The 22912-nt window shown below is 44.1% G+C and carries 21 protein-coding genes; 19 read left to right on the top strand and 2 right to left on the bottom strand.

From position 1 onward, the window contains the following. Window positions 1-18 precede the first annotated feature (18 nt). Entirely contained in the window at window positions 19-822 is an 804-nt protein-coding gene (locus A4U55_RS03505) for a TatD family hydrolase (protein WP_003659436.1), read from the top strand. Beyond that, window positions 819-1787, top strand: a complete 969-nt coding sequence (gene dusA / locus A4U55_RS03500; RefSeq protein ID WP_003667631.1) for a tRNA dihydrouridine(20/20a) synthase DusA — start codon at window positions 819-821, stop codon at window positions 1785-1787. The genes A4U55_RS03505 and dusA overlap by 4 nt, the downstream gene beginning before the upstream one ends. Window positions 1788-1808: 21 nt before the next feature. Here dusA and A4U55_RS03495 read toward each other — a convergent pair whose 3' ends face one another. After that, on the bottom strand, window positions 1809-2588 hold the full coding sequence (locus A4U55_RS03495) for a CPBP family intramembrane glutamic endopeptidase (protein WP_063454014.1): 780 nt from the start codon (window positions 2586-2588) through the stop codon (window positions 1809-1811). After that, window positions 2579-3484, bottom strand: coding sequence for an alpha/beta fold hydrolase (locus A4U55_RS03490; RefSeq protein WP_038519782.1), 906 nt, complete (start codon window positions 3482-3484; stop codon window positions 2579-2581). Before A4U55_RS03490 ends, A4U55_RS03495 begins: the two co-directional genes overlap by 10 nt. A gap of 314 nt (window positions 3485-3798) precedes the next feature. Here A4U55_RS03490 and glmM point away from each other — a divergent pair, with 314 nt between their 5' ends. From glmM to nuoM, 17 genes are all read left to right on the top strand, one after another. Beyond that, window positions 3799-5154, top strand: coding sequence for a phosphoglucosamine mutase (gene glmM / locus A4U55_RS03485; protein WP_003664408.1), 1356 nt, complete (start codon window positions 3799-3801; stop codon window positions 5152-5154). Between the two features lie 165 nt (window positions 5155-5319). Beyond that, window positions 5320-5955: a pyridoxamine 5'-phosphate oxidase gene (gene pdxH, locus A4U55_RS03480; RefSeq protein ID WP_003659443.1), complete on the top strand. Its 636-nt coding sequence runs from the start codon at window positions 5320-5322 to the stop codon at window positions 5953-5955. Between the two features lie 251 nt (window positions 5956-6206). Continuing rightward, window positions 6207-6875, top strand: a complete 669-nt coding sequence (gene lolA / locus A4U55_RS03475) for an outer membrane lipoprotein chaperone LolA (protein WP_003673744.1) — start codon at window positions 6207-6209, stop codon at window positions 6873-6875. Between the two features lie 24 nt (window positions 6876-6899). After that, entirely contained in the window at window positions 6900-7112 is a 213-nt protein-coding gene (locus A4U55_RS03470) for a heavy-metal-associated domain-containing protein (RefSeq protein ID WP_003656558.1), read from the top strand. Between the two features lie 176 nt (window positions 7113-7288). After that, window positions 7289-7897, top strand: coding sequence for an NADH-quinone oxidoreductase subunit A (gene ndhC / locus A4U55_RS03465; protein ID WP_003656554.1), 609 nt, complete (start codon window positions 7289-7291; stop codon window positions 7895-7897). Window positions 7898-8246: 349 nt separating this feature from the next. After that, window positions 8247-8918, top strand: a complete 672-nt coding sequence (locus A4U55_RS03455) for a NuoB/complex I 20 kDa subunit family protein (protein ID WP_003667625.1) — start codon at window positions 8247-8249, stop codon at window positions 8916-8918. A gap of 98 nt (window positions 8919-9016) precedes the next feature. Further along, a complete protein-coding gene (nuoC, locus tag A4U55_RS03450) occupies window positions 9017-10765 on the top strand; it encodes an NADH-quinone oxidoreductase subunit C/D (RefSeq protein WP_063454012.1) in 1749 nt (582 codons plus the stop codon). Window positions 10766-10843: 78 nt separating this feature from the next. After that, the gene (locus A4U55_RS03445; protein ID WP_013107841.1) at window positions 10844-11611 is read left to right on the top strand and encodes a sulfite exporter TauE/SafE family protein; all 768 of its coding nucleotides are present in this window, start codon (window positions 10844-10846) and stop codon (window positions 11609-11611) included. Between the two features lie 114 nt (window positions 11612-11725). Continuing rightward, the gene (gene nuoE / locus A4U55_RS03440; protein WP_003671579.1) at window positions 11726-12235 is read left to right on the top strand and encodes an NADH-quinone oxidoreductase subunit NuoE; all 510 of its coding nucleotides are present in this window, start codon (window positions 11726-11728) and stop codon (window positions 12233-12235) included. Continuing rightward, window positions 12232-13650 (top strand): NADH-quinone oxidoreductase subunit NuoF, encoded by a 1419-nt coding sequence (gene nuoF, locus A4U55_RS03435; protein WP_013107842.1) that lies wholly within the window; start codon window positions 12232-12234, stop codon window positions 13648-13650. The genes nuoE and nuoF overlap by 4 nt, the downstream gene beginning before the upstream one ends. A gap of 1 nt (window position 13651) precedes the next feature. Then, window positions 13652-16753 carry an NADH-quinone oxidoreductase subunit NuoG gene (gene nuoG / locus A4U55_RS03430; RefSeq protein WP_063454011.1) on the top strand — a complete coding sequence of 1034 codons (3102 nt, stop codon included), beginning with the start codon at window positions 13652-13654 and terminating at the stop codon, window positions 16751-16753. Beyond that, on the top strand, window positions 16754-17782 hold the full coding sequence (nuoH, locus tag A4U55_RS03425) for an NADH-quinone oxidoreductase subunit NuoH (protein ID WP_003656531.1): 1029 nt from the start codon (window positions 16754-16756) through the stop codon (window positions 17780-17782). Further along, on the top strand, window positions 17783-18331 hold the full coding sequence (gene nuoI, locus A4U55_RS03420) for an NADH-quinone oxidoreductase subunit NuoI (protein WP_003659463.1): 549 nt from the start codon (window positions 17783-17785) through the stop codon (window positions 18329-18331). It abuts the gene before it with no gap. After that, window positions 18328-18960 (top strand): NADH-quinone oxidoreductase subunit J, encoded by a 633-nt coding sequence (nuoJ, locus tag A4U55_RS03415; protein WP_003671581.1) that lies wholly within the window; start codon window positions 18328-18330, stop codon window positions 18958-18960. The genes nuoI and nuoJ overlap by 4 nt, the downstream gene beginning before the upstream one ends. 55 nt (window positions 18961-19015) lie before the next feature. Continuing rightward, a complete protein-coding gene (gene nuoK, locus A4U55_RS03410) occupies window positions 19016-19321 on the top strand; it encodes an NADH-quinone oxidoreductase subunit NuoK (RefSeq protein ID WP_036331908.1) in 306 nt (101 codons plus the stop codon). 6 nt (window positions 19322-19327) lie between these two features. Further along, entirely contained in the window at window positions 19328-21181 is a 1854-nt protein-coding gene (gene nuoL, locus A4U55_RS03405; protein ID WP_063454010.1) for an NADH-quinone oxidoreductase subunit L, read from the top strand. Between the two features lies 1 nt (window position 21182). Further along, the gene (gene nuoM / locus A4U55_RS03400) at window positions 21183-22910 is read left to right on the top strand and encodes an NADH-quinone oxidoreductase subunit M (protein ID WP_003673038.1); all 1728 of its coding nucleotides are present in this window, start codon (window positions 21183-21185) and stop codon (window positions 22908-22910) included. Window positions 22911-22912 lie beyond the last annotated feature (2 nt).

The following is a 22912-nucleotide window of genomic DNA, read 5'->3' as shown; positions in this document are numbered from 1 at the left end:
ACTTATCAAGGGCAAATCATGTATACAGACAGTCATGCACATTTGACTTATCTAAAGCTTGACCATTATGATAACAGACCTGAAAATCTGCTCAAAGCCATGTACCAAGCAGGCGTGAGGCGTACCATGGCAATCATGTGCCAGTTGTCTGAATATGACGATATTCACGCTTGGGTTGAGATGTCAGCAGATACCATGCCTGATATTGGTATGAGTGTCGGTGTTCACCCTTGCCAAGATGAACATACGCTGGCTGCCGTCAGTCCTGATGAACTGCTAAAGCGTGATCATGAAAAAGTTTGGGCATTTGGCGAGACGGGGCTGGATTATTATTGGGACAAGGATAAATCATCTGCCCAAAAACACAGTTTTGCTGCACACATTGACGCAGCAAAGACCGCTAAAAAGCCCATTATTGTACATACTCGCAGCGCTTATCAGGATACTTTAGAGGTGCTGACAGCTGAGCGGTGCGAACATGGCATTATTCATTGCTTTACCGAAGATTATGCCTTTGCCAAGCGTGCATTGGATATGGGGCTGTATATTTCATTTTCGGGCATTTTAAGCTTTAATAAATCACAAGACCTAAGAGAGGTCGCTGCCAAATTGCCTTTAGATAGGGTGCTTATTGAGACCGATAGCCCATATTTGGCACCTGTTCCTAAGCGTGGCCGTGATAATGAACCAACCTTTGTGCCATATGTGGCAGAAGCTTTGGCAAAGATTTATCAAAAATCTGCCGAAGAGATTGGCCACATCACCAGTCGCAATTTTATCACTTTGGTCAATCAATATAAACCTATTATCTCACGCTTATGATGACAAATAAACGCATCAGCCTTGCCCCAATGATTGATTATACCACCATGGATTTTCGGGCATTTGCAAGGCTTTTTAACCCAAATATCCATCTTTATACTGAAATGATTAGCACCAGCGCCATCTTAAAAGGTGATGCCAAGCATCATCTTCGGTGTCATCCGACCGAGTCGCCTGTTGTGTTGCAGTTGGGTGGCTCAAATCCAGACGAGATGGCTAAAGCGGTTCGTGTAACCGAAGCACTTGGTTTTGGATATTGTGAGTATAATATCAATGTCGGTTGCCCCTCAGATAGGGTGCAGCACAATAAAATCGGTGCATGTTTAATGGCAGAACCGCAAGTCGTGGCTGATATGGTGCGTGCCATGAAAAATGAAACCGACAAACCGATTACCGTTAAGCATCGCATTGGTATTGATGACTGTGATAGCTATGAATTTATGCGTGATTTTGTGCAGACGGTGGCAGAGGCAGGTTGCACGCATTTTATTACCCATGCTCGCATTGCTTGGCTTCAAGGATTATCACCCAAACAAAACCGAGAAATTCCGCCATTACGATATGAAGAGGTTTATCGGCTGAAACAAGATTTCCCCGATTTGACCATCGAGATTAACGGTGGCATTAGCCATTTGGATGATATTAAGACGCAGTTGGCAAAGGTCGATGGCGTGATGATTGGGCGAGCATTTTATCACAATCCGTATTTGATGGCAGAGTGTCATCTTTTATGGGGCAGTCAGCCACCCAGTCATCGCCAAATTTTTGAAAATTTAATCAGCTATCTAAAAAAGCGTGCTGATGAAGGTGTGAATCTTGCGGTATTGACACGCCATTATTTGGGGTTATTTCAAGGCATGGCAGGAGCGAGACGCTGGCGTCAAGATCTAAGCGGTAAGTCTGTTTTGACGGTCGATGAGATTTATCAGTCAGGCGATCGAGTTTTATCCCAAAATGGTCAATAGGTTCATCGCTGACAGATTGGCTTATGAAAAAATCATCAAAAGCAGCACTAAGCTATTATTGATACTGTGGAGTAGCATTGGTGCAAAAATTGATTGTGTAGACAGCCGTGTATAGCAAAGTATTAATGACAGTGTCGCCATCATCACAAGGTCAATATAATTATATTGAAAGTGCAAAAAAGAAAAAATACCGCTGGATAATAAACTAACAGCGATATTTGTGTGTCGCTCTTGGGTGAAAAAGGGGCTAAAAATATCCTCACCCAATCGCCAAAATAGCCCACGACAAATCAGCTCTTCATAGATTGGGGCACAAATTAGCACCAACAGTGCAAATAACCACATGGGCGTGCTGTCATCAACCAAACTTTTGACATCAATTGATGGCATGGGTTTTAGCCAATCGCTGAGTATGGCAACAAACCCACTTGATAAGATGATACCAACCAATAAAATCGCCAAAGCTTTAAAAAACGCCTTTGAATTCATGGCATGAAAGCCAAAATAACATTGCCATATTAAGATGGTTGTTTTGGTCGTATGACCCATAGTTTTGATACGCAGATATTGCCAAATCACAATGATCCATACCAAGCTGACAGCGGTTAATATCAATGACATGATTGTCAGCGTATTTTTGGCAATAAAAGATGGATTGAGCAGCTCATTAATACCGCTAAGCAATAACAACCAGCCGTATTGAAGAACAAACATACTTGCAATCATCGCAATCATCAGAAACAGTGCGATGATTGCTGGGTATTTGGGTAATAAGGCGATGGATTTGGGCGTTAGTGACATTCAAGCTGTAATTGTTCAATGAGTGTATTTAGGATATCATCAGCGGTTTGTTCAGGATACTCAAGCGGAAACATATGCGACCCTAGAACATAATAAACAGGTATATCAAATTTTTTGTGGGCATCGTCATAAGAGCCAATTTTGGTAAAATCGCTGTCTTGACCTGCAATTAAAGCGACTGGCTTGGCAGGTGAGATGGATTTTAGCCAATACAGTGATGGCATGGTGCGAAAAATTGCACTCTCTACAGATTTGGGAATGCTTAGCGTATATTTGCCATCCGCCGTTGGCTTAAAACCGTATTTGATATAATTTTGAAAACTGCGTTCATCAAATGATGCAAACAAAGCCTTATGCCTTAGGGCTTGATATGCGTCATCACGGCTATCAAAGATATCTTTGCGGTATTTGGATTTTTGGGCGGGCGTTAATTGATCAATCAAATGGTATTGAAATTTTGGAATACGCCCTATGTATTTATCCATCGTCTTAGTTACATGATATAAAAAAGCAGAACGAGCTGTCAGCAAAGAAGGGTCTAATAAAACTGCTTGGCTGATGGGTTTTGGGTTAGCAATCAATGTCTGTAAGGTCGTCATGGCACCCAAAGAATGTCCAACTGCCACCAGTGTTGACACGCCATGCTCACGGCAGGCATCATCAATGCTATCACCGACTTGATGGGTCATACTTTGCCAGTGATGATCAACAGGATAGTTGGGGTGTGTGCCTAATTCATTGATTGACACGATGGTAAAATATCTGGCAAGCCTATCTAGCATGACTTGATATGTTGGTGTAGGAATACCATTGGCATGTACAAAATGTAACAGTGGCTTGCCAGTTTTTATGGATTTGGGCAGCTTATTTAGCTGATGAATTTGAGTGAGTGTCATAAGATCATCCTGATTGAGTGTTTTTATTACTATGATTCATCGCCAGTTAGTTATAGTTATGGTTTGTATTAATCAAGCATACATGACTTTGGGTAAATTTTCCAGTATTTAACACACAAGCCGCAACAAATCCACCAAGGTTTGATGTTTCTTAGTCATTTATTGTCTTAAAATATGCTATAATTTTCATGATAAATCATCAATTTTGGGATATTGCTGTCATTTATCCCTAAGTTTAGCTCTCACATGAAGTCATCAATATTAACTGTACTTAAGTTAATCACACCAATTTTGTATTTTAAGAAGGATGAATGATGAGTTATTTTGGCACCGATGGTATTCGTGGACAATTTGGAGTTTTTCCAATCACACCTGATTTTTTATTACGCTTAGGTTTTGGTGCAGGTCAGGTTTTAATGCGTCAATCGCTCAATAAACGCCCAAGCGTCTTGATTGGCAAAGATACCCGATTGTCAGGCTATGTCATCGAGGCGGCATTGCAGGCAGGATTTAACGCAGCAGGCGTTGATGTGCATATGCTTGGACCACTGCCGACGCCTGCAATTGCTCATTTGGTGAAAAGCTTTCATGCGGATATGGGCGTGGTCATTTCAGCATCGCATAATCCATATCAAGATAACGGCGTAAAATTTTTTAATCATGAGGGCAAAAAAATCTCTGATGAGATGCAAAATGCCATCAATGATCAATTAACCGCTTTGGTTGATGATACAAATGCCAGTTTGGCTCGCCTAGAGGGCATTAAAGCTGACGCTATTGGTAAAAATCACCGTATCGCCGATGCCAATGGTAGATATATTGAGTATTGCAAGGGAAGTTTTCCGTATCATCTAAATTTATCCAATCTTAAAATTGTGATTGATTGTGCCAATGGTGCAGGCTATAGTGTTGCTCCCAGAGTACTTCAAGAATTAGGTGCACAAGTCATTGCAATTCATAACACACCAAATGGCATTAATATCAATGACAACTGTGGTTCAACTCATCCTAATATTATTCAGGCGGCAGTGCGTGAGTATGGTGCAGATGTTGGCATTGCCCTAGATGGTGATGGCGATCGCATTATTATGGCAGACAATCAAGGAAACATTATTGATGGTGATGGGATTTTATACATTCTTGCCAAACACCTTAAGCCTGTAGGCGTGGTAGGAACGCTGATGAGTAATGTCGCACTTGAGCTGGCGTTGGCTAATCAAGGGATTGGATTTTACCGAGCTCAGGTTGGCGATCGTTATGTTATGCAAGCACTCCAAGAGCGAGGCTGGAGTATCGGCGGCGAGCCATCGGGTCATATTTTATGCTTGGATAAAAGCCGTACTGGAGATGCGATTGTGGCAGGTTTGCAGGTGCTAAGCTGCATAGCAGAAACAGGCAAATCTTTAAGAGAGTTGGTTTTGGATTATACGCCTTTTCCCCAAACGCTCATTAATGTACGCTTAACTCAAATGAGCAACCCTTATGATAACGATGAGCTAAATATCATCTTTAAAAACGCAGAAGAACAGCTGTCTGACCAAGGTCGGTTGCTGATTCGTCAATCAGGTACCGAACCTGTCATCCGTGTGATGGTTGAGCATCAAAATCAGGCGGTATGCCAAGAGGTTGCCCAAAAATTAGCGGCAGAAGTTCGGCGTGTTTTGGCTTAAATGAATTGACATAAAAGTAACTGGTAAAATGTCAAGTATATCATTAATATACAATAAGTATGTAACTTGTCAGTACTATAGCCCATAAGCTCTATGAGATACGGGTGTGGTAAATAACTATTTTGGCAAGTTTGGGTGATTTGTGATGACAATGAGGAGATTTGAATGGATTTAACCGATTATCGACAATCCTATGAAAAATACAGTTTGGCTGATACAGGATTGCCAAGCAATCCATTGACTTTGTTTCGTGCTTGGTTTGATGAGGCGGTCGCTGCCAAATTGCCTGAACCGTATGCGATGAGCTTGGCAACTTGTGGCGGTGATAATCGCCCCAGCGTTCGTATTGTGTTGATGCGTGAGCTCACCGAGCAAGGTGTGGTATTTTATACCAATTATGACAGTGCCAAAGGTCAGGATATTGCTGACAATCCTAATGCTGAAGTGTTATTTTTTTGGCACAGTCTTGAGCGTCAGGTTCGTTTAAGTGGGCAAATGGTTAAAGTTTCGGCCGAAAAATCAGCAGCTTATTTTGCCAAGCGTCCACGAGAAAGCCAGCTGGGTGCTTGGGTGAGCCAACCACAAAGCGGCGTTGTTGATAATCGCCAAACAATGGAAGAAAAATTCTTGGCACTAGAGCGGCAGCATACTCAAAATGTGCCTTATCCAAGTTTTTGGGGCGGTTATGAGCTAATCATCGACCATGCCGAATTTTGGCAAGGTCGTCTTGGGCGTATGCATGATCGTATGGCATACACCAAACAAGGTGATGAGTGGCAAATCATGCGTCTTTTACCGTAGTGCCAGCTTATGGGCGATTGGTTGATTTGTGATGATTGGTGTTTGGTATTTTATCCATACCTAAAACCGAATCAGCCAATGACGCATTTTGGCAACCTTTACAACCTTATCAAAATTGCTACATATCGCAACTATTTAATCAGTTTATTTGCATTTTTTATGTAGATTGTCATACAGTGATTTGGCAAAATAAAAATAGATGCTATCAAATATATCGCATAGCATTATATCAAGAATATCAAGGGAAATTTATGTTAACTTCAACCCTAAAAACCGCCGTAGTAAACGCCGTTATCAGTGGTGCTATTATGGCATCTGTTATGATGCCTGTCGCTTTGACAACAGTTGCCCATGCTGCCGCTGCTTCTCAATCACAGGCTACCAAAAATTTAAACAGCCAACTATCAGGCATTCGCTCGATGACGGCAAACTTTAGCCAAACTACACAAGCAGGCAATAAAAAAACCAATTTTACAGGCATGATGGGCGTTCAGCGTCAAAATCAGTTCCGTTGGGAAACCAAATCGCCTGCCGAACAGTTGATTGTCGCTAATGGTAATACCATGTGGATTTATGATAAAGATTTGCAACAAGCAACTCGGCAATCGGTTGGCAGTCAAATCGGAGAAGTACCCGCATTATTATTGTCAGGCGATCCAAGCCAAATTGATCGCCATTTTAATGTCAGCCAACCTGATGCGAATAAAAACTACTTTATTTTAACACCCAAATCCAGTAATGCTAATTTTGGTAGCCTATCATTAAGCTTTAATGGCGGCCGTCCCGTGATGATGGTACTTCAAGATTCTATTGGTCAGACCACAACCATTCAATTTAGTAATATTGCTTTAAATAAAAAATTGCCAGCAACGCAGTTTAATTTCACGCCGCCAAATGGTGTAGATGTGATTAATCAGTAATTTTTTACAATAAAAGGATACGCTATGAAACAAATTAAGATTAAGATTGAAGGTATGACTTGTGGTGGCTGTGTCAGTAGCGTCCAAAAAGCCTTACAAGCGGTGGTTGGCGTTGAGGCAATCTCTGTCAGTCTAGAAGATGGCTTGGCGGTGGTGGCATATGATGAGTCAGACTGCGATGTTCCAGCAATCGTTGAAGCAATTGAAGAGGCAGGCTTTGATACGCAATTGGTTTAGTTGATAATACAACTTAAATATGTTTGGATAGATTTTGGTATACCATTTGTTGAAAAAATCTCACCATAATCATTTGAAATGATTTCTTGGGATAAATTCATTGCTAAAATGATGTAATTTTGTAAAGTGTGTTATAATATCCCCATTTTATAAAATTGAGATCACATGGGGTGATTATGCCAGCCGAATGGTCAGCCATTGTCTATTTACTTGCCAGTTTAGGGCTTGTCGTCTTTATGCTTGTCGTGCCACGCCTATTGGGTGGGCGTTCAAGCGGTTCTCAAAAACAAGAAAACTTTGAAGCAGGCGTGGTTTCAGCAGGGACGGCTCGCATTCGTTTGTCTGCCAAATTTTACCTTGTGGCGATTTTCTTTGTGATATTTGACTTAGAGGCCTTGTACTTGTATGCCTATGCGGTGAGTGTGCGTGAAGTAGGCTGGGCAGGGTTTGCCAGTGCTTTTGTTTTTATTGCCATTTTATTTGTGGGGCTTGTCTATGAAATGCGTCTTGGTGCGATGAACTGGGCGCCTGCCGATAAACGCATTAAGAAAAAACGCATTCTAAGCCGTCCTGCTGACTTTGATTTGACTGCCATTACCGCTTTTCATGGTATTGATGAACTGCACACCGACCCCACAGGAAAAGTCCCTGCCCAGTCATCAGGGCGGATTTTTGCAGGGCGTAAAGGCTTACAAGCGGTGCTTGACAAGGACAGCGAACAGATGACAAACATTGACCACATTAATACCACAGGCCAGGTAACCACCCAAGATTTTAACTCATAATAGCACCGCCAATTGATTGACAGTGTTTGTTGGTATGGGTGATTTTTAAGTGATAAGGGGTGCTCATGATAATAAAAGGGTATAAAATTGATTGGATGTTTGCCATGCTTGCCATAATTTTTATGATAGCAGCAATTGTTTCTAATAATTTTGTATTCATGGGTTCAGTAATCATTTGCCTGATTTTTGGTGTTAAGAAAAGAAACAATCCTGACCATTAAGACAGTAGAGCAGATGGCAATGATAAATCAAGGGTAAAATCTGATTTGCAATCCTAAGGCAGTCATTTGGATAAATCCAAAACCAAATCTAAAATAACGCCAGTTTATTAACCAGCAAGATTAAGACGATGAAATATACGCTCACCAAACCAAACCAACATACCAAGCAATACCCACAACAAAGCCGTGAAATCATTGACGATATCACCCAAGCCGAGGTGGATAAAAATGTTTTTTTGGGCAGATTGTCCGATTTGACGCACAACCTTGCCAACTGGGGTCGCAAAAACTCCTTATGGCCCTTTAACTTTGGCACAAGCTGTTGTTATGTGGAGTATGCCACGACCTTGACAGGCGTGCATGATTTGTCTCGTTTTGGGGCGGAGGTCATTCGTGCCTCCCCTCGCCAAGCTGATGTGATGATAGTGGCGGGGACGTGTTTTGTCAAAATGGCACCTGTGATTCTCAGGCTGTATGAACAAATGCTAGAACCTAAATGGGTCATCTCCATGGGGGCGTGTGCCAACTCTGGCGGCATGTATGACATTTATTCGGTGGTGCAGGGGGTGGATAAAATCTTGCCTGTGGATGTGTATGTTCCGGGGTGTCCGCCCAGACCTGAGGCACTCATTCAAGCCATCATGCTATTACAAGAGAGCATTCAAAAAGAACGCCGTCCGCTGGGCATTCATCTGAATGAACAAGGCGTTATCCAACCTATCATGACACCCGAACGAGACCGCAAGATGGCTGACCGCATTGCTACGGTCAACTTGCGTAGCCAAGATGATGCGTTTTAAGCTGCTTAAGTTTACCCTCATCACCTAAATATGGCTGAGTAAATAAAAATTTCAAAAATGCGTAAATTTTTATACTTTTAAAAAATTGGTAAATACGAATGAGCATAAATCACACTCATGATTTTGGCGTGTTGGAAGAATTGACCGCAAACAACCATACTTATATCACACAATCTACGGCAGACGGCATACCAACCATTTGGGTGGCTTGTGATGAGCTGCTTGATGTTTTGCTGTTTTTACGCACATTGCCCAAGCCCTTTGTCATGCTTGTGGATTTGTCCGCCATTGATGAGCGTTTGCGTCAGTACCGCCATGGCTTGCCTGACAGTGATTTTACGGTGTTTTATCATCTGATGAGCTTGGAGCGAAATTCAGACATTCGCATTAAGGTTGCTTTAAAAGAAGGTGAGCATGTCCCATCTGCGACCAAGATTTATCCCAATGCCAACTGGTATGAGCGTGAGGTGTGGGACATGTTTGGGGTGGTGTTTGATGGGCATCCGCATCTGACACGCATTTTATTGCCCAAATATTGGGAGGGACACCCATTACGCAAAGAATATCACGCACGAGCCACCGAATTTACGCCCTATTTTTTAAACACCGCCAAACAAGAGTTTGAGCAAGAGAACTTACGCTTTGTACCAGAAGAGTGGGGCATGAAACGCTCTGGGCGCGATGAGGATTTTATGTTTTTAAACATCGGGCCAAACCACCCATCTGCTCATGGGGCGTTTCGTTTGGTGTTGCAGCTTGATGGTGAGGAGATTGTGGATTGTATCCCTGACATTGGCTATCACCACCGTGGGGCGGAGAAGATGGCGGAGCGTCAGACTTGGCATTCGTTCATTCCTTATACCGACCGCATTGATTATTTGGGTGGGGTGATGAATGAGTTGCCTTATATCATGGCGGTGGAGAAACTGGCAGGCATTACCACCCCTGAGCGTGCCAATATCATTCGCATCATGATGAGCGAGTTTTTTAGGATTACCAATAACCTGCTTTATTGGGGTACATTTATCCAAGACGCTGGTGGCATGACCCCTGTGTTTTATATGTTTGCTGACCGTCAAAAGGCGTATGATGTCATAGAAGCGGTAACAGGCTATCGCATGCACCCTGCGTGGTTTCGGATAGGCGGTACGGCTCACGATTTGCCAAATGGCTGGCAGCGGTTGGTGCGTGAGTTTTTGGACTGGATGCCAAAACGGATAGATGAATATGTCAAGGCAACCATGACCAATAGCGTGCTAAAAGGACGCACGCAAAATGTCGCCCAATATGATGCCAAACATGCTCTGGCGTGGGGCGTAACAGGGGCAGGACTAAGGGCGACGGGCATTGAGTTTGATTTGCGTAAAGCGAGACCGTATTTGGGTTATGAAAACTTTGAGTTTGATGTTCCCGTGTTTTATAACGGTGATGCCTATGACCGCTGTTTGGTTAAAATTGAAGAGATTCGCCAAAGTCTACGCATCATTGAGCAATGCCTAAATAACATGCCATCTGGGGCATATAAGGCTGAGCATCCACTGGCTGTGCCACCGCCAAAAGAGCGTACCTTACAAGACATTGAAACGCTGATTAACCACTTTGTATCAGTATCATGGGGGCCTGTCATGCCAGCAGGAGAGTCGGCGTGCATGGTAGAGGGGGTTAAGGGGCTTAACAGCTATTATGTCATATCCGATAAATCCACCATGAGCTATCGCACACGCATTCGCACGCCAACCTTTGCCCATTTGCAGCAGATGCCCAGCGTGATTAACGGCTCTTTGGTGTCTGATGCGATTATTTATTTGGCAAGCATTGATATTGTGATGGCAGATTGTGATAGGTAACTGCCTTTTTTCCAAAGATTGATGGTGATTTAACAATCAGTCTAAGAGCTATTAAATAGGCATTTATACAGGACGGTCATGCAAGAAATAATACAATCCATTGTTTTTATTGCTGCCGCCATACTGCACGGAATTACAGGCATGGGATTTCCGATGCTTGGTACAACCGCATTGGCTTTTATCATGCCATTGTCTAAGGTTGTTGCCTTGGTGGCATTACCAAGCCTGTTAATGAGCTTGTTGGTTCTATGTAGCAATAACAAAAAAGGGTTTTACCAAGAGATTGTTTATTATTTAAAAACCTATAAATTGCTTGCTATCGGTAGCGTCGTTGGCAGCATTTTGGGGGTAAAGCTGCTTTTGATACTTCCAGTGTCTTGGCTGTTTTTACTGATGGCAGTCATTACATTGTATTACTCTGTCAATGGTATTTTAAATGTATGTGCAAAAGCAAAAAATATTCAAGTGGTTGCCAATAATAAAAATATGGTTCTGTTTGGGTTTTTGGCAGGCATTATTGGCGGTTCAACCAATGCCATGTCCCCCATATTGTTAATATTTTTGCTGAGTGAAACAGAGGATAAAAATCGCATCGCAAAAGCAAGCAACCTATGCTATCTTTTGGCGAAAATTGTTCAAATATATATGCTAAAAGACCAGTATTTGTTATTAAGTAAGAGTGAATACGGTTTAATATTTTTACTGTCCGTATTGTCTATTATTGGATTGTATGTTGGCATTTGGTTGAGAGCTAAGATTAGCCCAAATTTTTTTAAAATGTTAATTTTTATTGTTTTATTGGTATTGGCTCTAAAAATTGGGCATTCAGGTTTAATTAAACTTTAATTCATTATTAAATGCCTTAACTCGTTATTAAATGTCGTTATTAAATATTGATATTAAATATCGTTATTAAATCATTGGCACAATGTTTTAGAATTTTAAATACAAAAGGTTACCATGAAAATTGTTACCGACAAAACCCCCAAAGTGGACATTCACGCCATTTTAACGCCCCAAGAAATTGATGGCATTCATCATCACATTCATCATTATCCACAAGCCCGTGCCGCCGTGCTTGATGCTTTGAAACTTGTGCAAAAGCGTAACGGCTGGGTCAATGATGCCCAAGTGGTCGCCATTGCCAACATGCTTGGCATCAGTGTGGCAGATGTTGAGGGGGTGGCAACATTTTTTAATCGCATTTATCGCTTGCCTGTTGGGCGACATGTGATTTTGGTTTGTGATAGCATTGCTTGCTATTTGACAGGTTATGAGACGCTTTTGGCTGAGTTTAAGGCACAGCTGGGCATTGAGTTTGGGCAAACCACAGCTGATGGCAGGTTTACCCTGTTGCCAATTTGTTGTTTGGGAAATTGTGATAAAGGGGCAAGTGTGCTGATTGATGAGGACACTTATGGCCCTGTGCTGCCGTCCGAGGTCGGTCTATTATTGGAGCAATATGTATGAATAAGCCAAATGTCAGCGAACAGATTGACGCTCGTAAAAATGGACTTGCCCCAAGCCAGCTTAACCGCCAAAAAACGCCAATTTGGGGCGTGGGACTGACGGACGGGCAAGCACCAACGTCACTTACGCACCCTTTGACATGGCGACTGTATCATCATGATGCACTGCTGACACTGGCAGATTATGAAGCCTTGGACGGTTTTGTTGGCTTAAAAAACGCCTTGACCAAATCACCCAAAGAGGTCGGCGAGATGATAAAAACCGCCAATGTGCGTGGGCGTGGTGGGGCAGGGTTTAACGCAGGGCTAAAATGGACATTCATGACCCCGCCTGATGGGGGCGTGCGTTATTTGATTTGTAATGCCGATGAGATGGAACCTGGCACATTCAAAGACCGCTTATTGATGGAGCGTCTGCCTTTTCAGCTCATTGAGGGCATGCTCATCAGTGCCTATGCCATTGGGGCGAGCGTGGGTTATGTCTTTATCCGTGGTGAATATGTCCTAGCTGCCAAGCGCTTACAAAATGCCATTAATGAGTGTGTTGCCAATCACTTGCTGGGTGATGGGATTTTGGGGACAGAGTTTAACTTTACTTTGCATGTTCACACAGGGGCGGGGCGATATATTTGTGGTGAAGAGACGGCACTCATTAACTGTTTGGAGGGCAGGCGTGCCAACCCACGCACCAAACCACCATTTCCCCAAGTCTCAGGGGCGTGGGGTCGCCCAACGGTGGTGAATAATGTTGAGACACTAAACAACATGCCTGCCATTTTGTTAAATGGGGTGGATTGGTATTTGGATTTGCCAAAAGCCAAGGGCAAATCCACCACCCCTGGCACCAAAATCATGGGCGTGTCAGGGCGTGTCAAAGATGCAGGGCTTTGGGAGTTGCCATTTGGTCATACCGCAAGAGAGTTAATAGAGCTGGCAGGGGGTATGCAAGAGGGGCTTAGCTTAAAGGCGTGGCTACCAGGTGGGGCGAGTACCGACTTTTTAACCGCAAGTGATGAGCATTTGGATTTGGTGATGGACTTTGACCCCATCATGAAGGCGGGTAGTCGTTTGGGTACTTGCTTGATGATGGTGGTGGACGAAAGCCAAGACATGGTGAGTTTGTCAAAAAATCTACAACAGTTTTTTCAGCGTGAAAGTTGTGGCTGGTGTACCCCTTGCCGTGATGGCTTACCGTGGGGCGTTAAAATCCTTGATGCCATGGATAACGGACAAGCCCAAGCGGACGACATTGACAAACTCTCCGAGCTGACACGAGATTTGTGGCTTGGCAAAACCTTTTGTGCTCATGCCCCAGGGGCGATGGAGCCACTCATGAGTGCGTTAAAATATTTCCGTCATGAATTTGAGCAAAAAGTGAACAACTCAAAACCACAACAAAACAAGGTGGGGGTGTAACATGGCAGTCATTCATATAGATGGCAAAACTTATGATGTGGACGGCTCGGATAATCTGCTCTCAGCCTGCCTGTCGCTTGGCATTGATGTACCTTATTTTTGTTATCACCCTGCCTTAGGTTCGGTCGGTTCTTGTCGTCAGTGTGCCGTCAAACAGTATAATAACGCCGAGGATTATCAAGCAGGCAAAGGGCGGTTGGTGATGAGCTGTATGGTTGCCCCCAGCGATGACATGTACATCTCTGTTGATGATGATGAAGCCAAGGCATTTCGCAAAAGCATTGTGGAATACTTGATGACCAATCACCCCCATGACTGCCCCACTTGTGAAGAGGGTGGTCATTGTCATTTGCAAGACATGACTTATATGTCAGGTCATCATCGTCGCCGTTACCGCTTTACCAAACGCACTCACCACAATCAAGAGCTTGGGCCTTTTATCGCTCATGAGATGAACCGCTGTATCGCCTGCTATCGCTGTGTGCGATTTTATCAAGATTATGCAGGTGGTGATGATTTGGGCGTGTATGCGTCTAATAACCGTGTTTATTTTGGTCGCCCAGAAGATGGGCAGTTTGACAGTGAGTTTAGCGGTAATTTAACCGAAGTGTGTCCCACAGGGGTGTTTACGGATAAAACCCATTCTGAGCGTTACAATCGTAAATGGGACATGCAATATGCCCCAAGCATTTGCCATGGCTGTTCGGCAGGCTGTAACATTTCAGCAGGTGAGCGTTATGGCGAGCTTCGGCGTATTGAAAACCGCTATAATCACGATGTCAATGGCTACTTTTTATGCGACCGTGGGCGTTTTGGTTATGGCTATGTTAACCGAGCGGATAGACCTACCCATCCCCTTAAAAAGGTGAATGGACAATTTGTCAAAACCAGTGCAGACCTTGCTGTGGATGGTGTGGCGGACTTGCTAAAAGGTAAAAATGTGATTGGCATAGGGTCAGCCAGAGCCAGTTTGGAGAGTAATTTTGCCCTAAAAAGACTGGTTGGAGCAAACAATTTTAGCACAGGCGAGCGAGCGGCCGTCAAAGATGTGGTGGATTTGGGTGTGGCATTATTACGCCATGAAGCGGTGCATCAGGCATCATTGGCACAGATTGAGACGGCAGATGGCGTGTTTATTTTGGGTGAGGACATTACCCAAACGGCAAGCCGTGTTGCCTTGTCAGTACGCCAAGCGGCTAAGAATAAAGCCCGCCAAATGGCAAGTGCCCTAAAAACTGAGCATTGGCTTGCTGAACCTGTCAAGCGTATCGGACAAAGTGCGTACAGTCCGATTTATGTGGCGTGTGTGGCAGATACTAAGCTATCCGACATTGCCAAAGTGTCCGCTGTTGCCACGCCAGATGACATTGCCAAATTGGGCTTTATGGTGGGCGATGTCATCAAGGCTTATGCTGATACGCTAGATGAGATTGGAAAAAGTGAGAACGCCATTTTTGCCAAAGAAAAACAGACGGATTTGGTGATTGATGATGAGATGGCGATGCAATTTTTGGCACATCATATCGCTTATGATTTGATTATGGCAAATCGCCCACTTGTTGTTACAGGCACCAGTTTGACATCAAAAGTAATCGTTCAGGCCGCAGGTTACATTGCCCAAACCTTGACCGCCAAGCGCGCCAAAATCGCCCATGTGGAGCGTGAATTTATAGAAGTGCAAAACGCCAAAATCCGTGATGAGGTCGCCCGTCAGTTCATTGACCCTGACAAGGATGCCAAAACGGACGGCACGCACACCACAGAGCGAGACCCAAACGACTTTGAAAAAGAGCTGTCATCTCGTCTATTAAAGATAAATACTCTGTATGCTGATAAAACAGGCGTGTATGTTGCCATGCCGGAGGCCAATAGCGTGGGTGTGAATTTATTGGGTGGGCAGGCGATGGAGGAGGTTTTGGCACAAGCATTTGAGGCGGCGGTCGTGTTAGAACATGATTTGTCAAATCTGACCCCAAACCAATTTGACAAATTAACACAAAAAACACTCATCGTACTAGACCATCAGTCTTATGAATGGCATGATAAAGCTGATTTTGTGTTATCAAGTGCATCATTTGCTGAAAGTGATGGCACGCTTGTCTCTGCTGAGGGGCGAGCAGGGCGGTTTTTTGCAAGCTATGATAAAAAATATTATGAACCAACCAGCGAGCTAAAAGACAGTTGGCGTTGGCTACATGCACTTGACAATGCCATGACAAACAAGATGGGTGAACCCATCTGGCGCCATCTTGATGATGTCATTGATGAGCTGGTTGTAGAGTATCCACACCTTGCTCAAATCAAAGATGCTGCCCCAGAGTCAGATTATCGCATTACAGGGCTAAAAGTTGCCCGTGAGCCACGCCGTTATTCGGGGCGGACGGTGTTACGCTCACCTATTTCTATTCACGAACCCATGCAACCTAAGGACTTAGACAGTGGTTTGACTTTTTCAATGGAGGGTTATGTGGGCGATAAAACCAATCCAAGCCTTATCCCTTTTGCGTGGTCAGCAGGCTGGAACTCCCCACAAGCATGGAACAAATACCAAAATAAAGTCGGTGGGCGATTAAAAGGTGGCGATGTGGGCATTCGTCTGTTTGAAACACTGCCAAAGACGCAAATGGTGTTTGGGCGTGTTGATATTGATCATGTGAATGTTGCTACAAGCATTTTTTATGGTCGTGCGGTGGTTGTGCCTGTACATAACCTATTTACAAGCTCACGCATGATAAGCCGTAGCCCTGTGGTAGCAAGCCAAATCAAACCTGCCATGTGGATGATAAACCATGATGATGCAGAGCGTTGGATGGTTAAGGTGGGCGATAAATTAACCCTAAGCCAGCATGGGGCAGAGATTACCTTGCCTGTGGAGGTGGTGGATTATTTGGCAGACGGCTGTATTGGTTATCCTGATGGTGCTGTACCGCTTATGGTCGGTATACCAACGACTGTCAAAAAAGCAGATAAGGACACGCCTGTCTATGTGCCTGACCATCAAAAGAGCATGCAGAGATTGGCAAGTATCAAGCGTGAGAATATCTTTACACCAAAGGCAGGGTTTAATAACGCACCGTTTGCGATGAATAAAGTGGGGGCATAAATGAGTATTCGTGTGATTCCTGATGTGCCATCATGGCTTGGTGCTTGGTCGTTTGAGTGGTGGTCGTTTGTTTTTATGACTGTCCAAACGCTGATTATTTTTTTGGGGCTTGTCATGACAGCGGCCTTGATGATTGTGTATGAACGGCGTATGTTGGCGTTATGGCAAGACCGTTATGGCCCAAATCGTGTTGGCTGGCAAGGCTCGCTACAACTGGTGGCGGACATGCTCAAAATCTTTTTTAAAGAAGATTGGACACCCAACTTTGCCGACAAACGCCTATTTACCCTAGCTCCTGCCATTGCCATGTTTGGTGCTTTGGCATCTTTTGCCATCATTCCCTTATCGCCCACATTGGGGGCAGCGGATTGGAACATTGGCATTTTATTTTTCTTTGCCATGGCAGGTTTGGCGGTGTATGCGGTGATGTTTGGCGGATGGGCTTCTGCCAATAAATTTGCTTTGCTTGGCGGTCTGCGTTCAGCGGCTCAGACGATAAGCTATGAGGTCTTTTTGGGCTTATCGCTCATGGGCGTGGTGGCGATGACAGGGTCATTTAACCTGCGTGAGATTGTCTTAGCTCAGGCAGATGTTTGGAATGTCATTCCACAATTTTTGGGGTTTTTAACCTTTTGTGTGGCAGGGGTGGCAGTTACCCACCGCCATCCTTTTGACCAGCCAGAAGCGGAACAAGAGCTGGCAGAGGGCTATCATGTGGAATACTCTGGCATGAAATTTGGCATGTTTTTTATCGGTGAATACGTCAATGTGGTTGTCATCTCAGCACTCATGACCTGTTTATTTTTTGGGGGTTGGCTTGCCCCATTTAATCTGGATTTGCCCTTTGTGCCACCTGTGTTTTGGTTTTTGATTAAGACTTTGTTTTTTATGACTTTATTTGTGCTAATTCGTGGTTCGCTTATGCGTCCCAGATACGATCAGGTGATGAATTTTGGCTGGAAAGTGTGCTTGCCCATAACACTGCTAAACCTTTTGGCGACTGCTTTTGTGATTTTGATGGTGAATTAAATGTTTGCAACTTTAAAAAATACGGCGGTGGGCATGTTTACCATTGTACGCTCCATGTGGATGGTCAACAGCCACGCCCTAAGACCCAGAGACACGATTTTATACCCTGAACAGCCCGTGCCTGTACCGCCCCGTTTTCGTGGTCGCATTGTGCTGACCCGAGACCCTGATGGTGATGAACGCTGTGTGGCGTGTAACTTGTGTGCGGTGGCTTGCCCTGTGGGTTGTATTAGCCTACAAAAGGCAGAGCGAGAAGATGGGCGTTGGTATCCTGAGTTTTTTCGCATCAATTTTAGTCGCTGTGTGTTTTGTGGCATGTGTGAAGAGGCATGCCCAACCACCGCCATTCAGCTCACCCCTGATTTTGAGCTTGGTGAATATGACCGCCAAAATCTGGTGTATGAAAAAGAACATTTGCTCATCAGTGGTGTGGGTAAATACCCAGAATACAACTATTATAGAGTAACAGGCATGGCAACGGACGATAAACCCAAAGGGTCGCACGAGCGTGAAGCAGAGCCTGTTAATGTGCGGAGTTTGTTGCCATGATTGATGTGTTAAAGGCGTTTTTGGCAAATGGCAGTGTGGTGGGTTTTTATGTCTTATCGCTGGTGGCAATTTGGGCAAGCCTAAGGGTGGTAACGCACGCCAATGCTGTGCATGCCATTTTATCCATGATTGTATCATTATTAGCTGTGGCGGGTATTTTCTTTATCTTAGGTGCTCCATTTGCAGGCATTCTTGAAATCATTGTCTATGCTGGGGCGATTTTGGTGTTATTTGTGTTTGTCATCATGATGCTAAATCTAGGCACAGATACCACAGAAGAAAAAACATGGCTTACCGCCAATGCGTGGGCGATGCCTGTGTGTCTGATGATGATTGTTGGGGCGGTGCTGATTGGTTTTATTGGCTATGGTACAGACCAATCCATACAGCTACAAAGCGATACCATCTCTGCCAAAGATGTGGGTATACGCTTATTTACAGGGTATGTGTTGCTTGTGGAGGTGGCGGCATTTTTGCTTTTGGGTGCATTGGTTGCGGCATATCATTTGGGTAAAAAAGCACTTGATGATGAAAACATCAGCCACAGCCAAACATGCCCTGATATCGTCTCTAATACATGGGCAAATCAAGACAAAGAGCAACAGGAGAGAGCCGATGCAAAATTATAATGTAGATACTCTAAATACCCCCTTTGCCCATGAAGTCGCCAAATTGGCATCTGATATGGGCGTGCCTGCTCATCATGGGCTGATTTTGGCGGCCATTTTGTTTGTTATTGGACTGGCTGGCGTCATGGCAAGACGCAATGTGTTGTTCATGCTCATGAGTTTGGAGATTATGATGAACTCAGCTGCCCTTGCCTTTGTAGTGGGGGGTAACATGTGGGGCAAGGCAGATGGGCAGGTTATGTTTGTGTTTATTTTGACGCTGGCAGCAGCAGAGGCGGCGATTGGGCTTGCCATGCTTTTGCAATTTTATCATCGTTTTAGAAGTCTTGATGTCAATCACGCCAGTGAATTAAAGGGGTAGGGTGGTATGAATTTGTTAGCATTGACCTTTATTTTCCCTTTAATTGGATTTTTGATATTGACCATGGGGCAAGGCAGAATTGGCGAAAAACCTGCTACCATCATTGGGGTGGGGGCGATGGGGCTGTCGGCTGTGTGTGCCTTTGTCAGTATTTTTGGGTTTTTGACAAAAGGGCAACAGGCGATGTCTGTGCCACTTTGGACATGGCTGTCGGTGGGCGATTTTACTCCCAAATTTGGGCTGTATCTTGATGGATTGTCTGTTACCATGATGGGCGTGATTACAGGCGTGGGCTTTTTGATTCATCTGTTTGCCAGTTGGTATATGAAAGGTGAGGCAGGATTTGCCCGTTTTTTTAGTTATCTGAATTTATTTGTGGCAAGCATGCTCATGCTTGTGCTTGCTGATAACCTTTTGCTCATGTATTTGGGCTGGGAGGGTGTGGGCATTTGCTCATATTTGTTAATTGGCTTTTATTATCAAAACCGAGCCAATGGGCGGGCGGCGATAAAGGCATTTACCGTAACCCGTGTGGGTGATGTGTTTTTGGCGATTGGGCTGTTTTTACTGTTTGTTGTATTTGGTACGCTTGATATGACCGCCATCAATGCCAAAGCAGATGCCATGTTTGCTGTTAATGACCCCATGCTACTACTCATCGTGGCAATGCTTATCGGCGGCGCGTTTGGTAAATCAGCACAAATTCCACTGCATACCTGGCTTGCAGATGCGATGGCAGGCCCTACGCCTGTTTCCGCTCTTATCCATGCAGCCACCATGGTAACCGCAGGGGTGTATTTGATTGCCCGCATGCACCCTTTATTTGTGCTGACCCCCCAGATGCTCCTGTATTGGGTGGGCGGTGTTGGTGCATTGTCCATGCTGGTGGCAAGTTTTTGTGCGTTGGCACAAACCGACATTAAGCGTGTGCTTGCTTACTCTACCATGAGTCAGCTTGGATATATGTTCATCGCTTTGGGCGTTGGGGCGTGGCAAGTGGCAATTTTTCATTTGATGACGCACGCATTTTTTAAGGCGTTATTATTCTTGGCATCTGGGGCGGTGATTGTCTCAACACACCACGAGCAAAACATTTTTAAAATGGGTGGTCTGCGTCATAAAATTCCCCTTGTGTTTTGGTCATTTGTGGTAGGTGGTGGGGCGTTGGTTGCCTTGCCTTTTGTAACGGTTGGCTTTTATTCCAAAGAAGCGATTTTGTGGGAGACTTATGCCACAGGACACATGGGTTTGTTTTGGGCAGGCGTGTTTGGGGCATTTTTGACGGCTGTTTATACTTTCCGTTTGATTTATCTTGTGTTCTTTGGAGAGCAAAAAACGCATGGCGAGTCTTTAAAGGGCATAAGTTACGCTTTGCCTTTGGTGGTGTTACTGCTATTGTCAACAGGAATTGGAGCATTAATCCATCCCCCCTTGGCAAATGTTTTACCGATGAGTGTGGGTAGTACTCTAACAGACGGCAAGCACACCGCTGAAATTATCGCTGTTAGCTTTACTGTCTGTGGCTTGGTGTTTGCCTACTTTTTATATGTCATAAATAAAGGCAAAATTTTGACAAAATGGACAAATTCTACCTTTGGCACAGCATGTGTTTATTGGTGTTACCATGGATTGGGCTTTGATGCGTTGTATGACATTATTTTTGTTAAACCCTTTTTGGGCATCACAAAGGCATTAAAATCTGACCCAATAGACCGCCTAATAAATATCTTAGCCATAGGTGCTTCATGGGGTAATAAATTAACAACAAAAACCCAAACTGGGCTTTTGCATACTCATGCCATCAGTTTTGGTGTAGGTCTGGCGGTTATTTTAATCTTAGCATTGATGATGGTGGTGTAACATGGCATTAGAACAAAATTGGATACTACCAGCATTGATCGCAATTCCGTTGATTGCAGGCTTTTTATGCTGGTTAATTGAAAAAATCAGCGATCGCCTGCCACGCTGGATTGCACTGATTGGCATGGTCATTACTTTTATTTTGACCTTAGTGCTTTGGCAACAAGGGAATTTTAATACGCTACTGGTAACAGATACAGCGGTCAGCGGTGAGACATTGCCTTGGGCGGCACAGTTTATCCTGCCATGGATTCCAAGTTTTGGCATTAAATTTCATTTAGCGATGGATGGCTTGTCTTTACTGATGATTGCGTTGACGGCATTTTTGGGTATCATGGCGGTGGGCTGCTCATGGGGCGAAATTCAGCGCCGTGTGGGATTTTTTCATCTTAATCTGCTGTGGTCACTAGGCGGCGTGATCGGCGTATTTTTAGCTATTGATTTGTTTTTGTTTTTCTTTTTTTGGGAATTGATGCTGTTGCCGATTTATTTTTTGATTGCACTTTGGGGACATAATGCCACAGGGGGTAAGAGCAAAGAATACGCAGCAACCAAGTTCTTTATTTATACACAAGCCTCAGGCTTGATCATGTTAATTGGCATTTTATTATTAGTCATTATTCAGTTTAGCCAAACAGGTGTTTTAAGTTTTGATTATCATGATCTCTTAGGGGTAAATCTTGGTGATTGGGAATATGCCATCATGCTTTGCTTTTTTATTGGTTTTGCAGTTAAGCTGCCAATATTTCCCTTGCATGGTTGGCTGCCTGATGCCCACGCCCAAGCACCAACGGCAGGTTCGGTAGATTTGGCGGGGATTTTGATTAAGACGGCGGCATTTGGCTTGTTGCGTTTTGTCATTCCATTATTTCCAAATGCCTCGGCACAATTTGCCCCAGTGGCGATAACTTTGGGCATGATTGGCGTATTTTATGGGGCATTTTTGGCATTTGCCCAAACCGATATCAAGCGACTGCTCGCTTATACCAGTGTGTCGCATATGGGTTTTGTCGTGCTTGCCATTTATGCTGGCACACTTGTATCGTTACAAGGTTTGATGGTGCAAATGCTCGCTCATGGTCTATCAAGTGCAGCACTGTTTATTATGGCAGGTCAAATTTATGAGCGTTTGCACACTCGTGATATGACGGTAATGGGTGGCATGTGGGGACAGTTTCGCCGCCTTGCTCCATTTATGATGTTCTTTTGTGCGGCATTGTTGGGCATACCTGGTACGGGTAACTTTATTGGTGAGATTTTGATTTTGATTGGTGCTTTTGCCATACATCCGATCTTTGTCACACTTGCCACAGTAAGCCTTGTGATGGCAGGACTGTATTCTTTGATGGTAATTTATCATGCGTTATTTGGTCAAAATACCACGCTTGAATTGGTGAAGCAAAATCACGGTACGCTAAAAGATTTGGGTAAACGAGAATTGGTATTGCTACTTTCTTTGGCAATCGGTTTGGTATGGCTTGGCTTGTACCCTCAGCCTGTTATGGATAAGTCTGAAGGGTCAATGCAGTGGATTGCCAGTGCTTATGCACATGATGTCATCATGGCAGATGAGCCAATGCATGGCATTCGATTGATTGAAGGGAATATGGGTGACTATATGCATGCCCATCACCATCAGCTGCATGGTCAAGGATATGACGCTGGTATACATCATCACAAAGGCTCTGATGGCCATCATCACGATCACCAAACCAAGCAGGGGGAATAATC

It is taken from the genome of Moraxella catarrhalis, assembly GCF_001632285.1.
Lineage (GTDB): Bacteria > Pseudomonadota > Gammaproteobacteria > Pseudomonadales > Moraxellaceae > Moraxella > Moraxella catarrhalis.
This window is presented reverse-complemented; position numbering and strand designations above follow the sequence as displayed.